Annotated in this window: 13 protein-coding genes; 5 read left to right on the forward strand and 8 right to left on the reverse strand. The window is 52.1% G+C overall.

Features of this window, described 5'->3' with window-relative positions; translation table 11 throughout:
- Positions 1–48: 48 nt before the first annotated feature.
- Positions 49–759 (reverse strand): DUF3053 domain-containing protein, encoded by a 711-nt coding sequence (locus HV477_RS21605; RefSeq protein ID WP_000190524.1) that lies wholly within the window; start codon positions 757–759, stop codon positions 49–51.
- Between the two features lie 438 nt (positions 760–1,197).
- Between HV477_RS21605 and HV477_RS21610 the strand changes: the two genes are divergently transcribed.
- The 3 genes from HV477_RS21610 (at position 1,198) to cueP (ending at position 2,701) form a co-directional block, all read left to right on the forward strand.
- Entirely contained in the window at positions 1,198–1,488 is a 291-nt protein-coding gene (locus HV477_RS21610) for an HTH-type transcriptional regulator (RefSeq protein ID WP_000455790.1), read from the forward strand.
- A 287-nt stretch (positions 1,489–1,775) separates the two neighbouring features.
- Positions 1,776–1,988: an RNA chaperone/antiterminator CspA gene (gene cspA, locus HV477_RS21615; RefSeq protein WP_000014594.1), complete on the forward strand. Its 213-nt coding sequence runs from the start codon at positions 1,776–1,778 to the stop codon at positions 1,986–1,988.
- 173 nt (positions 1,989–2,161) lie between these two features.
- Complete coding sequence (gene cueP / locus HV477_RS21620; protein WP_064043470.1) at positions 2,162–2,701, forward strand: copper-binding periplasmic metallochaperone CueP; 540 nt, start codon at positions 2,162–2,164, stop codon at positions 2,699–2,701.
- Between the two features lie 50 nt (positions 2,702–2,751).
- On the opposite strand, the gene glyS is transcribed toward cueP, so the two are convergent.
- The 3 genes from glyS to HV477_RS21635 all read right to left on the reverse strand — a co-directional run bounded on the left by glyS (position 2,752) and on the right by HV477_RS21635 (position 6,183).
- Entirely contained in the window at positions 2,752–4,821 is a 2,070-nt protein-coding gene (gene glyS / locus HV477_RS21625) for a glycine--tRNA ligase subunit beta (RefSeq protein ID WP_001291736.1), read from the reverse strand.
- A gap of 9 nt (positions 4,822–4,830) precedes the next feature.
- Positions 4,831–5,742 carry a glycine--tRNA ligase subunit alpha gene (gene glyQ / locus HV477_RS21630; protein ID WP_001168551.1) on the reverse strand — a complete coding sequence of 304 codons (912 nt, stop codon included), beginning with the start codon at positions 5,740–5,742 and terminating at the stop codon, positions 4,831–4,833.
- Between the two features lie 138 nt (positions 5,743–5,880).
- Positions 5,881–6,183, reverse strand: coding sequence for a YsaB family lipoprotein (locus tag HV477_RS21635; protein ID WP_000605590.1), 303 nt, complete (start codon positions 6,181–6,183; stop codon positions 5,881–5,883).
- Positions 6,184–6,348: 165 nt separating this feature from the next.
- Between HV477_RS21635 and HV477_RS21640 the strand changes: the two genes are divergently transcribed.
- A complete protein-coding gene (locus HV477_RS21640; RefSeq protein WP_079898886.1) occupies positions 6,349–7,344 on the forward strand; it encodes an acyltransferase in 996 nt (331 codons plus the stop codon).
- A 20-nt stretch (positions 7,345–7,364) separates the two neighbouring features.
- On the opposite strand, the gene HV477_RS21645 is transcribed toward HV477_RS21640, so the two are convergent.
- From HV477_RS21645 to xylA, 3 genes are all read right to left on the reverse strand, one after another.
- Positions 7,365–7,718, reverse strand: a complete 354-nt coding sequence (locus HV477_RS21645; RefSeq protein ID WP_001635944.1) for a YiaA/YiaB family protein — start codon at positions 7,716–7,718, stop codon at positions 7,365–7,367.
- Between the two features lie 174 nt (positions 7,719–7,892).
- Positions 7,893–9,347 carry a xylulokinase gene (gene xylB / locus HV477_RS21650; RefSeq protein WP_079898887.1) on the reverse strand — a complete coding sequence of 485 codons (1,455 nt, stop codon included), beginning with the start codon at positions 9,345–9,347 and terminating at the stop codon, positions 7,893–7,895.
- Positions 9,348–9,446: 99 nt separating this feature from the next.
- A complete protein-coding gene (xylA, locus tag HV477_RS21655) occupies positions 9,447–10,769 on the reverse strand; it encodes a xylose isomerase (RefSeq protein WP_001149561.1) in 1,323 nt (440 codons plus the stop codon).
- A gap of 362 nt (positions 10,770–11,131) precedes the next feature.
- Here xylA and xylR point away from each other — a divergent pair, with 362 nt between their 5' ends.
- A complete protein-coding gene (gene xylR, locus HV477_RS21660) occupies positions 11,132–12,310 on the forward strand; it encodes a D-xylose utilization transcriptional activator XylR (RefSeq protein WP_000459824.1) in 1,179 nt (392 codons plus the stop codon).
- Between the two features lie 60 nt (positions 12,311–12,370).
- Here xylR and HV477_RS21665 read toward each other — a convergent pair whose 3' ends face one another.
- Complete coding sequence (locus HV477_RS21665; RefSeq protein ID WP_001575119.1) at positions 12,371–13,195, reverse strand: protein bax; 825 nt, start codon at positions 13,193–13,195, stop codon at positions 12,371–12,373.
- Between the last annotated feature and the right edge of the window lie 155 nt (positions 13,196–13,350).

Raw genomic sequence — 13,350 nt, forward strand, 5'->3', positions numbered from 1 at the left:
GCTACAGGCCCGATAAACGCTGGCTTGCGCTTATCGGGCAGACTGTCATTACTGGGTCGCGTTTACCGCCGCAGTCCAGGCCTGATTAAACGCCTGATGCTGCGAGGCCAACGGCCCAATCAGCGCATTATATTGGCTGGCCTGCTGTGAGGTCGGGAACTGAATGCCGTTCGCGACAAAGCTCACCTGCTCGCCCTGTTGCGCAATATAATCGCCCACTTGTACCAACTGCTGCGTAAAGATCTGCGCCGCCGGGATCAGCGGCTGCAAAGCATCTGCCGGCACGGTGACCACTTTTTTGTAGACCTGATCAAACACAGGTTTCAGGTCATCGGCCTGCTTTAACGCGCCATGCGCGGCATCAGCCTGCAGTTTTGCATTCTGCAACTGTTGCGCCAGCACGCCTAACGAACCATTTGCCTGCCGCAGCGGCTCGCGTTGCGTCATATAATCCTGCGGAACGCGGATGGCGTTAACGCTATCGACCACCGGGCGCAGACCGGAATCCATCGCCTGGTTTACCTGCTGCGAGTAGCCATACAGTATCGCGTAATCAGACACGAACGGACCAAACTGTTTTTTCTGATCGGCCGTCAGCGTTGGTAAACGCTCTCCGCTACGCATTGCTGTATTCTGCAGGAAATCGACAAACGCTTTGCGCTGATCGCCTTCTTTATCAAAACACCCGCTCAGGCTAAACACCATTAATAACGCCACAACAGGCGCAAACCAGCGAGAGCAGGACTTACCTGTCGCCATTGTTAATACTCCTTTCACCCAAAAATGCGCACAACGACACCTGCGTGCCTGACGGCTTACAAGGATAGTCCAGGTCAGGCTTGCAGGATACCCTTTCCACGCGATCTTGTAGCGGAAAATTATGTTTATCTGCATCAATGCTTAATTTGTTATTTTATTGTTAATTTTTGACCTGACACTGCGATAAAAAACGCGGCAAGAAAGCTTTCCAGCGGGTGATGTAATATTTTTTTAATCTTTACAATTATTTTCTGAAAGACGGATATATCTTCCTGGATCAAATTGTTAGCGTCCTAAAAGTCGCGTAGCGTAAGGCATCGAAACGAATCGATAGCGCTTCCTGGCGGCGCGTCGCCCCCCACCCGCAAGTTTCCCGACTATTCTTAAGAGGCTTCGATGCATTTCACGATCCCGCTGTGTGATTTACAGGAGTTCTCAATGGAATATAAAGATCCGATGTTTGAGCTGCTGAGCAGCCTGGAACAAATTGTTTTTAAAGATGAAACGCGAAAGATCACCCTGACGCAAAAACCCAATCCTTTTACCGAATTTGAACAGTTACGGAGAGGAACGGGACTAAAAACAGATGAATTCGCCAGAGCGCTGGGCGTAACGGTTGCCATGGTTCAGGAATGGGAATCGAAACGCGAAAAACCCACGCCAGCAGAGCTCAAATTGATGCGCCTGATACAGGCAAACCCACGCTTAAGTAAGCAATTGATGGAGTAATTTTTACCATTTCCTGTTTTAACGGTCCTGCGTAAGGGCCGTTTCCCCCGCCCGATTACTGGCCTGGAGAAATAAAGTAAAATAAAAGTTGCATCGCCCGGCATTACATGAGTTAATGTGCTCAACGGTTTGACGTACAGACCATTAAAGCAGTTTAGTAAGGCAAGTCCCTTCAAGAGTTATCCATTAGATACCCCTCGTAGTGCGCATTTCCTTAACGCTTAAAAAATCTGTAAAGCACGCCATAACGCCGAAAGGCACACTTATTTTTTAAAAGGTAATACACTATGTCCGGTAAAATGACTGGTATCGTAAAATGGTTCAACGCTGATAAAGGCTTCGGCTTTATTACTCCTGATGACGGTTCTAAAGACGTGTTCGTACACTTCTCCGCTATTCAGAACGATGGTTACAAATCTCTGGACGAAGGTCAGAAAGTTTCCTTCACCATCGAAAGCGGCGCTAAAGGCCCGGCAGCTGGCAACGTAACCAGCCTGTAAGCTTAAAAAGCTCAGAATTTTGAATCCCTGCCTGATGGCGGGGATTTTTTTATTCCAATTCCCCCCTCTCCCCCCAGCATAACTTTGCATTACTTTACCCTGTGTCCCTTTGACCTTTCCCTTAGGGGAACCCCTATAGTAGGCAAGGAGATTGTTCACAAGGAATTGAAGTTATGTCGAAATCATCATGGTTATTACTTTTGGGTTTATGCGCCAGCGGCTCCGCGCTTGCGGCATCCTCAGAATCCGCTTTTCTGGCGCAACATGGGCTGGCGGGAAAAACGGTTGAGCAGATCGTGGATTCGATTGATCAGACGCCGCAGAGCCGTCCTTTGCCTTACTCCGCGTCGATTACCAGTACCGAGCTCAAATTATCTGACGGAGAGCAGATTTATACGCTGCCGTTAGGCGACAAATTCTATCTCTCTTTTGCGCCCTATGAATGGCGGACACACCCCTGTTTTAACCACAGCCTTTCCGGCTGTCAGGGAGAAATGCCGAATAAACCGTTCACTGTAAAAGTGACAGACAGTAAAGGCGCTGTCATCGTACAAAAAGAGATGCAAAGCTATCGGAACGGATTTATCGGTGTTTGGTTACCGCGCAATATGGAAGGGACGCTGGAAGTAAGCTACAACGGTAAAACGGCGTCACATGCCATTGCCACCAAAGATGACAGCCAGACCTGTCTGACGGAATTACCATTACGTTAAAAATAAAAAAACCTGCCCGAAAGCAGGTTTTTGTTTAATTAACTGAACGCTTATTGCAGTAACGAAATATCCGCAACCTGCAGGAACAGTTCGCGAAGTTTCGACAACAGCGTCAGGCGGTTGATACGGATATCTTTCTCTTCCGCGTTAACCATGACATTTTCGAAGAATTCATCCACCGGCGCGCGCAGTGCCGCCAGCTCAATCAACGCTTCCTGATAACGACCATCGGCAAAGTACGGCTGAAGCTTATCACGCAGCACAACCAGATGTCTGGCCAACTCAATTTCCGCCGCTTCTTTCAGTACGGAGGCGTGGACGATATCGTTCAGCGGCTCAGTGGCTTTCGCCAGGATGTTGGAGACGCGCTTGTTCGCCGCCGCCAGCGCAGAGGCTTCTTCCAGGGTACGGAAGTGCGATACCGCTTTCATACGAGCATCGAAATCTGCCGGACGGGTCGGACGACGCGCCAGTACCGCCTGGATAGTGTCGACGGTGTAACCTTCATCCTGATACCAGGCGCGGAAGCGACCCAGCATAAAATCGATCACATCATCGACTACGTTGGCATTGGTCAGCTTGTCGCCATACAGACGCACCGCTTCTTCGGTCAGCGTTTGCAGATCAAGAGCGAGGTTCTTCTCAACGATGATGCGCAGCACGCCCAGCGCGGCACGACGCAGCGCAAACGGGTCTTTGTCGCCTTTCGGATGCTGACCAATACCGAAGATACCCGCCAGAGTATCCATCTTATCGGCGATCGCCAGCGCGCAGGCCACCGGGTTAGACGGCAGGTCATCACCGGCAAAGCGTGGCTGATACTGTTCGTTCAGCGCCACGGCCACATCTTCCGCTTCACCATCATGGCGCGCGTAGTGCATCCCCATCACGCCCTGGGTGTCGGTGAACTCGAAGACCATGTTGGTCATCAGGTCGCACTTGGAGAGCAGGCCCGCACGAGTGGCGTGGTTGACGTCAGCGCCAATCTGACCGGCAATCCAGCCCGCCAGCGCCTGAATACGGTCGGTCTTGTCGCGCAGCGTGCCCAGCTGTTGCTGGAACAGCACGGTTTGTAGACGCGGCAGATGGTCTTCCAGACGTTTTTTACGGTCGGTATTGAAGAAGAATTCAGCATCTGCCAGACGCGGACGCACCACTTTCTCGTTACCGGAGATAATCTGGGTCGGATCTTTCGACTCGATGTTGGCGACGAAGATAAAGTTCGGCAGCAGCTTGCCCGCGTTGTCATAAACCGGGAAATACTTCTGGTCGCCCTTCATGGTGTACACCAGCGCTTCGGCAGGCACGGCGAGGAATTTCTCTTCGAATTTCGCCGTCAATACCACCGGCCATTCCACCAGCGAAGCTACTTCTTCCAGCAGGCTTTCGCTCAGGTCGGCATTACCGCCAATCTTACGTGCTGCTTCTTCAGCGTCCGCTTTGATTTTGGCTTTACGCGCTTCGTAGTCGGCAATGACTTTACCGCGCTCCAGCAGAATTTGCGGGTACTGGTCAGCATTGTCGATAGTGAACTCCGGCTCACCCATAAAGCGGTGGCCGCGAATGACGCGGTCAGACTGAATACCCAGAATAGTCGCCGGAATGACCTTATCGCCCAACAGCAGGGTCACGGTGTGCACCGGACGCACGAAGTGTACGTCAGACGCGCCCCAGCGCATCAGTTTCGGGATCGGTAGTTTCGCCAGCGAGGTGGCTACCATGTTCGGCACCAGCGCTTCGGTACTTTCGCCCTTCACGTGGGCACGATACAGCAGCCATTCGCCTTTGTCGGTCTTCAGACGCTCGGCCTGATCAACGGTGATCCCGCAGCCGCGCGCCCAGCCTTCTGCCGCTTTGCTCGGTTTGCCTTCGGCGTCAAACGCCTGAGCAATCGCCGGACCACGTTTTTCGACTTCGCGATCGGGCTGAGATTCAGCAAGATTCGCCACTTTCAGCGCCAGACGGCGCGGGGCGGCAAACCATTCAACGTTACCGTGCGCGAGGCCGGCGTTATCCAGCTCCGCAGTGAAGTTCGCAGCAAAGGACTCAGCCAAACTGCGCAGTGCTTTTGGTGGCAGCTCTTCAGTGCCGATTTCCACCAGAAAAGTTTTCTCAGACATGGCCGCCTCTTACTTGTCTTTGTTGCACATCGGGAAGCCGAGGGCTTCACGGGAAGCATAATAAGCTTCTGCCACTGCTTTGGTCAGGGTGCGAATACGCAAAATGTAGCGCTGACGTTCGGTGACGGAGATAGCTTTACGCGCATCCAGCAGGTTGAAGCTATGGGCGGCTTTCAGAATACGTTCGTAGGCCGGCAGCGGCAGCGGGTTTTCCAGCGCCAGCAGCTGCTGGGCTTCTTTCTCATACTGCTCGAAGCAGGTGAATAAGAAATCCACATCGGCGTATTCAAAGTTATAGGTGGACTGCTCCACTTCGTTTTGATGGAACACGTCGCCGTAGGTGGTTTTACCCAGCGGGCCATCGCTCCAGACCAGGTCGTAAACGCTGTCCACGCCCTGGATATACATCGCCAGACGTTCCAGACCGTAGGTGATTTCACCGGTCACCGGCTTGCACTCCAGGCCGCCGACCTGCTGGAAGTAGGTGAACTGCGTCACTTCCATGCCATTCAGCCACACTTCCCAGCCGAGTCCCCAGGCGCCCAGCGTCGGGTTTTCCCAGTTATCTTCCACGAAACGGATGTCGTGAATGGTCGGGTCCATACCCAGCTCTTTCAGAGAACCGAGGTACAGCTCCTGAATGTTGTCCGGAGACGGCTTAATCACTACCTGGAACTGATAGTAGTGCTGTAAGCGGTTCGGGTTTTCGCCGTAGCGGCCATCGGTCGGACGACGAGAAGGCTGCACATAGGCAGTCGCCATCGGCTCTGGCCCCAGCGCGCGCAGGCAGGTCATTGGATGAGAAGTTCCCGCGCCGACTTCCATGTCCAATGGTTGAACAATGGTGCAGCCCTGGCGAGCCCAGTAATCCTGTAAGGTCAGGATCAAGCCCTGGAAGGTCCTGGTATCAAACTTTTGCATATTATTTCGTGCTGGATACGTGTGGATTTAAAGGAAGGAGCCAGTATACCCGCTGGATGCGAGATATACAGTATGAAACCGGTTTGTTTAGCGAAAATTGCCGGATTTCGCGGCATCACACCTCACCAGGCGCGGCTTTTACCGCATAGAAAGATGTAAAAACTGCCCATCTGCATCAAAAGAGCAGACAAAACTCTCTTTACGGAAGGTATTACCCCGCATCTCATAGCTCCCCTGAAACTGTTCGAAACCGGTAACAGCAATTTTCTGTGCGCCAGTATTGTAACGCTGCGCCGCCTGAGCTTTACACAATGCTTCCATATCCAGCGTGCGTGTTGGGCTCACTTTACTCTGCTGGGCTTTTTGCGTCGGTGGCGGTGTCGCAGTGCATCCCACCAGAGCGATGGCTATCATCACAGAACAGAAATACTTCATTATCATTTTTATTACCGTCTGGTTTGCTGGTCAGTCTTATTATTAAGGTTTGTGGGTAGCAGACACATTGTGCGAATCTCCTTACGCCATCACAAGATGTAGCGTAGAAAGTCGGATTTTTCCAGTGAGCCACCGCGCTGGAACTCTATTGAAACGGAAGCTGAGGAACTGATGCAGCCTAAAATTAACTGGATTGATAACCTGCGAGGGATCGCCTGTTTAATGGTAGTGATGATCCATACTACAACGTGGTACATCACCAACGCCCACAGCGTCAGCCCGCTAAACTGGGATATTGCGAATGTCCTGAATTCGGCTTCGCGCGTTAGCGTTCCTCTGTTTTTTATGATTTCAGGCTATCTTTTTTTTGGCGAGCGCTGCGCGCAACCGCGGCATTTTTTACGTATCGCCCTGTGCCTTATCTTTTACAGCGTTGTCGCCCTGGCTTACATTTCACTTTTTACTTCGATCAACGTCGAGCTTTCGCTAAAAAATGTGCTGCAAAAACCCGTGTTTTACCACCTGTGGTTTTTCTTTGCGATTGCGGTGATCTACCTGGTATCGCCATTAATCCAGGTAAAAAACGTGAGCGGCAAAATGCTCCTGATGCTGATGGTGATCATTGGTATTATTGCTAACCCAAATACTGTGCCGCAAAAAATTGGCGGCGTTGAATGGTTGCCCATCAATCTGTATATCAACGGCGACACGTTCTACTACATTCTCTACGGTATCCTGGGCCGCGCCATTGGCATGATGGAGACGCAAAAGTCATCGCTGACGCTTATCTGCACTGCCCTGTTCATCATCGCGGTATTTGTTATTTCTCGCGGCACATTGCATGAATTACGCTGGCGCGGAAATTTTGCCGATACCTGGTATCTGTATTGCGGTCCCATGGTGTTTATTTGCGCCGTCTCACTGTTCACGGTAGTTAAAAATAAGCTGAATGCGCGGACGTTACCTGGACTGGGGCTTGTCTCCCGCCACTCGCTGGGTATTTATGGTTTCCACGCGCTGATTATCCATGCGCTACGTACTAATGGTCTGGAGTTAAAACGTTGGCCGCCGTTAGACATCGTGTGGGTTTTTGCCGCGACGGTGACAGGAAGCCTGCTACTTTCCATGCTGTTACAGCGTATTGATAAACGGAAATGGGTTAGCTAAACGAATGATGGCTCCGGCCATCATTCATCATCACTGTAGGAAGCGTAAAGATCGGTTCCATATATACTGACCCCCAGCGCCACCAGACACAGTATTTTCAGCGCGCCCGCCAGCGCCAGGTTAAATACGCCGACCGCGACCATGCCGATGCCAAGCAACAGCAAAGATTTGCAACGAGAAAGCAAACGGTCATTCCCCGTGTGTTCCTGACGAATTAAGACTGGAAAACCGCACATGACGATTGCCGCAAAAAAATATCCCTTTTCGCTTAATGTATGACAGCCTGGCCACAGTCCCACCAGGTATACCACTGCACCGACAACTAACATTCCCAGGCCGAACATCCGTTTCCTGCGTGCAACGTGATCGTCCATCTCACTCTCCTTGTGGTTGTGTGAGACACATTAAGCGAAGAAATAGCGATGAAAAAGGCGCCTGCTCAGCAATAATATAAAAATCAGAAAACACACATACTTACTTCGATATAATTCAATAGAATTAATATTTACGGGAAATGCCTTTCAGCCAAAACCGAAAGGCATTCTGACTTAGGACATCAACGGCAACAGCTGTTGATAGAGTCGACGGAAGGTTTCACGACGTTGTTGATAAACCGCATGACGCTGCGCATCAGGATAATGCGCCTGCTCCAGCGGCAACTGCGGCAATACATCGGCGAGCGGAGTCTGTTTATTCACCGTAATTTGCGCCAGACGCGCCGCGCCCAGCGCTGGCCCCACATCGCCGCCAGTACGATAATCAAGCTGTAGCCCGCTAATATCAGATAGCATCTGACGCCAGTATTCGCTGCGCGCCCCGCCGCCGATAAGCGTCACGCTGGCGGGTTTGACGCCGCAGGCGTGAACCACATCCATACCGTCCGCCAGAGCATACCCCACGCCTTCCAGTACCGCCCGCGCCAGTTCCGCCGGGCCATGCTGATGGGTTAAACCAAAGAAAACGCCTTTTGCCTGCGGATTATTGTGCGGCGTGCGCTCGCCGGACAGGTACGGCAAAAACCAGATCGGATCGGTATGCTCATCCGCCAGCTGCGCGGCGGCAATCAGCGTCGGGACGTTCTTCTGCCCGGTGAGTTTAGCCGCCCAGTCCAGACAAGAGGCGGCGCTCAACATCACAGACATTAAATGCCAGCGTTCCGGCAGCGCATGGCAAAAACTGTGTACTGCGCTCTCCGGTTTACTCAGAAAGCCGTCGCTGACGGCAAAATAGACGCCCGATGTTCCGAGTGAGAGCATCGCCTGTCCGGCATCGATCATTCCTACGCCGACCGCGCCTGCCGCATTGTCGCCGCCGCCCGCCACCACAGGTACTGCTGGCATTCCCCATGCGCTGGCGACCTCCGGCAGCAACGTTCCGGTAATGTCACTACCTTCAAATAACGCTGGCATCTGCTGTCGGGTTAAATGACAGGCGTTGAGCATAACATCGCTCCAGTCGCGCTTTTTCACGTCCAGCCACATCGTTCCCGCCGCATCCGACATATCGCTGGCAAAGACGCCTGTCATTCGCAGCCGCAGAAAATCTTTCGGCAGCAGAACCTTGTCTATCTGGTAGAAAATATCCGGTTCGTGGCGCTGCACCCAGACTAATTTGGGCGCGGTAAAACCGGGCATCATCAGATTACCGGTTATCGCTCGCGACTGCGGCACCTGTTTTTCCAGCCAGGCGCACTCTTCGCTACAGCGTCCGTCATTCCATAAAATCGCTGGTCGCAGAACCTGCTGACGGCTATCAAGTAATGTCGCGCCATGCATTTGTCCGGCGATCCCTAACGCCCGAACGCCACGTAACGACTGTTGCCGACCTAAACCTTTAACCGCACGATCCGTCGCCTGCCACCACTGCTCTGGTTCCTGTTCCGACCATAAGGGATGCGGACGCGATACGGTCAGTTTTTCAGTATGCGTAGCCAGCACATCGCCCTGCTCATTCAACAGGATAGCTTTTACACCCGATGTACCAAGATCGATCCCGATATACATAGTGTGGGTTCCTTTACTGAAAGCGCCCGGCAGCGCTACGCTTACCGGGCTAATCACGACTACAGGCCGGGCTAACGCGGAGTCGCCCGGTAGATAGAGTTATTTATCAAACAGATAACGGTTAACCAGATTTTCTAACAGCTCCTGATGACCGCTTTGATGTACTGGCGCCAGATTATGCTGCTCCGCATACTGCGCCAGTTCGCCTAAGGAGAGTTGTCCTTTCAGAATCTGCTGCCCCAGCTCGCCATTCCAGCCGGCATAGCGCTTCGCCACGCGTTTATCCAGCTCGCCGTCTTCAACCATACGCGCGGCGATTTTCAGCGACAACGCCATCGTATCCATCGCGCCGATATGACCGTAGAACAGATCGTATTTATCGGTGCTCTGGCGACGAACTTTGGCGTCGAAGTTGAGACCGCCCGTCGTGAATCCGCCCGCTTTCAGGATTTCGTACATCACCAGCGCGTTCTCTTCAACGCTAATCGGGAACTGATCGGTATCCCAGCCCAGTTGCGCATCGCCGCGGTTGGCGTCAACGGAGCCAAAAATACCCAGCGCGATAGCGGTCGCGATTTCATGGTGGAACGAATGGCCCGCCAGCGTCGCGTGGTTCGCCTCAATGTTCACTTTGATCTCTTTTTCCAGGCCGAACTGTTTGAGGAAGCCATAGACCGTTGCAACGTCATAATCATACTGATGTTTTGTCGGTTCCTGCGGTTTCGGTTCAATCAGCAGCGTGCCCTGGAAACCCATTTTATGTTTGTGCTCGACCACCATTTGCATAAAGCGGCCAATCTGTTCGCGTTCCTGGCGCAGATCGGTATTCAGCAACGTTTCATAACCTTCGCGCCCGCCCCACAGGACGTAATTTTCGCCGCCCAGTTTATGCGTGGCGTTCATTGCCGTAACCACTTGCGTCGCTGCCCAGCTAAAGACTTCCGGATCCGGGTTAGTGGCGGCGCCTGCGCCATAGCGCGGGTTGGTAAAGCAGTTCGCCGTTCCCCACAGCAGTTTTACGCCGCTCTGCTCCTGTTTCGCCGCCAGCACATCCACCATCTGCGCGAAGTTGTTTTTATATTCTTTCAACGACGCGCCTTCCGGCGACACATCCACGTCATGGAAGCAATAAAAAGGCACATTCAGTTTGTGGAAAAATTCAAACGCCACGTCCGCTTTGCGTTTCGCCAGCTCCAGCGCTTCGCCCGGTTGCTGCCACGGACGATTAAACGCGCCTACACCAAACATATCCGCGCCGTTCCAGCAGAAGGTATGCCAGTAACAGGCCGCGAAACGCAGGTGATCTTCCATACGTTTACCTAAAACCAGCTCGTCGGGATTGTAATGACGAAATGCCAGCGGGTTAGTCGATTGAGGGCCTTCATAGCGAACACGATCGAGTTGGTCAAAATAAGCCTGCATAGTGAGCTCCATAATCAGATAAGACGGCAAGTAAACGACATAACGTCATACTGGAATTTCCTGATTTATTGCTCAATTACGTTATTTCACACCGCTATTAAGAGAATCCCCAAATGTGCTCTGGCTCTCAAAAAAACGCTGAAAACCACAGAAGAAAAAAGCGATCGCGATCGAATCCTGGCAAATAAACAAAAAACCGTAATATATAGATAAAAAATGACAATTGTCATCCGCCGTTTGCTGTGATGAATTTCGCATAACGTTTCAGGCGCAAAATAATTTGTCATCATTCGCCAGACCGTTATGTCAGCCGTTTTGATAGTATCCATGAGTCCAGGTTCACTTTTGCAGGATATATCCTCATGTTTGATAAACGTCACCGCATCACTCTGTTATTTAACGCGAATAAAGCCTATGACCGTCAGGTAGTGGAGGGGGTGGGTGAATATTTACAAGCCTCGCAATCCGAATGGGATATATTTATTGAGGAAGATTTCCGTGCCCGTATCGATAACATTAAAGAGTGGTTAGGCGACGGCGTTATTGCCGATTACGATGATGACGATATCGCGCAATTATTGGCCGATGTCGACGTACCCATTGTCGGGGTCGGCGGTTCTTACCATCTTGCTGAAAATTATCCCGCCGTTCATTACATCGCCACCGATAATCATGCGCTCGTTGAAAGCGCTTTCCTGCATTTAAAAGAAAAAGGCGTTAACCGCTTCGCGTTTTACGGTTTGCCCGACTCCAGCCGCAAACATTGGGCGGCGGAACGGGAATACGCCTTTCGCCAGCTGGTCGCCGAGGAAAAATACCGCGGCGTAGTCTATCAGGGGCTGGAAACCGCGCCGGAAAACTGGCAGCACGCGCAAAATCGCCTCGCCGACTGGCTTCAGACGCTGCCGCCGCAAACCGGCATCATTGCCGTAACGGATGCCCGCGCCCGTCACGTATTGCAGGCCTGCGAACACCTGCATATTCCGGTGCCGGAAAAACTTTGCGTTATCGGTATTGATAACGAAGAGCTTACACGCTACCTGTCACGCGTCGCGCTTTCCTCCGTCGCGCAGGGGGCGCGGCAAATGGGCTATCAGGCGGCGAAGCTGCTGCACCGTTTGCTGGCGCGCGAAGAGATGCCGTTACAGCGCATTCTGGTGCCGCCGGTGCGCGTCATTGCGCGCCGCTCGACAGACTATCGCTCCCTGACCGATCCGGCGGTTATCCAGGCGATGCACTTTATTCGTAACCATGCCTGTAAGGGCATTAAAGTCGAACAGGTGCTGGACGCGGTTGGGATTTCACGTTCAAACCTGGAAAAACGTTTTAAGGAGGAAGTTGGCGAGACGATACATGCGCTGATCCACGCCGAAAAGCTGGAAAAAGCGCGTAGTTTGTTGATTTCCACCACGTTGGCGATAAACGAAATTTCGCAAATGTGCGGCTACCCGTCACTGCAATATTTCTATTCGGTGTTTAAAAAGGAGTACGTCACTACGCCTAAGGAGTATCGCGACCAGCATAGTGAAGCGTTGTTGTAGTTTATCCAGCCTACAGATGCCTTGTAAGCCGGATAGCGTAGCGCCATCCGGCACACAGAATTACATATGCGCGGCGATCAGACGCTGGTTGTCCTGGTACATCGCGAACAAGTAGTTGTTATAGCGCGACCCCTGGGTAGAGTAACCCTTTAGCTTATGAATCATCGCCGTGGCGGTGACTTCCTGATCCGCCTTACGCAGTTGGGCGCGCGACTTGCGGAAAGAAGAATAAGCCGGATGCGTGTTCAGGTTGGCGACATACGCGCTCACCGACTCCTCAACCGACGCGAATTGCGAGTAACCTTTCACCTTACCCGGCGTATTGGTACAACGCCCTTTCGTGCACTTCATGCCGAACAGGTTATTGTTGCTACGCGCCAGTTTAGAGGTTCCCCAGCCGCTTTCCGCCGCCGCCATCGTCGCCACCATGCTGGTTGGGATAATGTCGACGCGCTCCAGCAACGTATTCCACGGAATACGACGCGTGTTGCCGGACCAGCTCACTTTATAGCGCTTCGCGATATCTTTCATACGCGCGCGTTCAGACGGCGACCAGCGGTTCTGGTACTGTTTTGAGATCAGCCAATTACGGTCCGCGGTAATCGCGGCATTTTGGCTGGTGATGTAAGGCATAACGGTCCGGAGAAACGCTTTTTTTCTGGGGGTTCCGGAAGGGTATTTTCGCAAATCAGGAAGTGAACTGCTCTTTGCACTATTGCGAGAATACTCTTGTTTACTGCTAACCTGTTTATAACTTGTCTCAGTTATGTGGGACTTTTGACTCGTTTGTGTTGCGTGCGTCTTTGCCAGCACCTCACCCGAAAATGCGATGGTGAGTAACATAAGAATCATTGCCCCATATCGTCGCATGGGAGTCAATATCATTAGGTCTCCTGGTCGGATTGATACATTCCAACACCTTTTATTTTTCACGAAGTTGAGGTTTGAACCCCAAATTCTAGCAAAAATAGGCTTAAAAAGCACCTCAGGGAATAGTCTTAATCCGAAACTATGTCAACTATTAACGATAACAGGCAGCA

Origin of the sequence: Salmonella sp. SG203, assembly GCF_013350575.1 — a bacterium.
Classification (GTDB): Bacteria; Pseudomonadota; Gammaproteobacteria; order Enterobacterales; family Enterobacteriaceae; genus Salmonella; species Salmonella enterica.

What these genes read in the sequence shown, in the direction of transcription:
- HV477_RS21605 (WP_000190524.1), bottom strand. Translation starts at nt 759, where the DNA reads ATGGCGACAGGTAAGTCCTGCTCTCGCTGGTTTGCGCCTGTTGTGGCG.
- HV477_RS21610 (WP_000455790.1), top strand. Translation starts at nt 1,198, where the DNA reads ATGGAATATAAAGATCCGATGTTTGAGCTGCTGAGCAGCCTGGAACAA.
- cspA (WP_000014594.1), top strand. Translation starts at nt 1,776, where the DNA reads ATGTCCGGTAAAATGACTGGTATCGTAAAATGGTTCAACGCTGATAAA.
- cueP (WP_064043470.1), top strand. Translation starts at nt 2,162, where the DNA reads ATGTCGAAATCATCATGGTTATTACTTTTGGGTTTATGCGCCAGCGGC.
- glyS (WP_001291736.1), bottom strand. Translation starts at nt 4,821, where the DNA reads ATGTCTGAGAAAACTTTTCTGGTGGAAATCGGCACTGAAGAGCTGCCA.
- glyQ (WP_001168551.1), bottom strand. Translation starts at nt 5,742, where the DNA reads ATGCAAAAGTTTGATACCAGGACCTTCCAGGGCTTGATCCTGACCTTA.
- HV477_RS21635 (WP_000605590.1), bottom strand. Translation starts at nt 6,183, where the DNA reads ATGATAATGAAGTATTTCTGTTCTGTGATGATAGCCATCGCTCTGGTG.
- HV477_RS21640 (WP_079898886.1), top strand. Translation starts at nt 6,349, where the DNA reads ATGCAGCCTAAAATTAACTGGATTGATAACCTGCGAGGGATCGCCTGT.
- HV477_RS21645 (WP_001635944.1), bottom strand. Translation starts at nt 7,718, where the DNA reads ATGGACGATCACGTTGCACGCAGGAAACGGATGTTCGGCCTGGGAATG.
- xylB (WP_079898887.1), bottom strand. Translation starts at nt 9,347, where the DNA reads ATGTATATCGGGATCGATCTTGGTACATCGGGTGTAAAAGCTATCCTG.
- xylA (WP_001149561.1), bottom strand. Translation starts at nt 10,769, where the DNA reads ATGCAGGCTTATTTTGACCAACTCGATCGTGTTCGCTATGAAGGCCCT.
- xylR (WP_000459824.1), top strand. Translation starts at nt 11,132, where the DNA reads ATGTTTGATAAACGTCACCGCATCACTCTGTTATTTAACGCGAATAAA.
- HV477_RS21665 (WP_001575119.1), bottom strand. Translation starts at nt 13,195, where the DNA reads ATGATATTGACTCCCATGCGACGATATGGGGCAATGATTCTTATGTTA.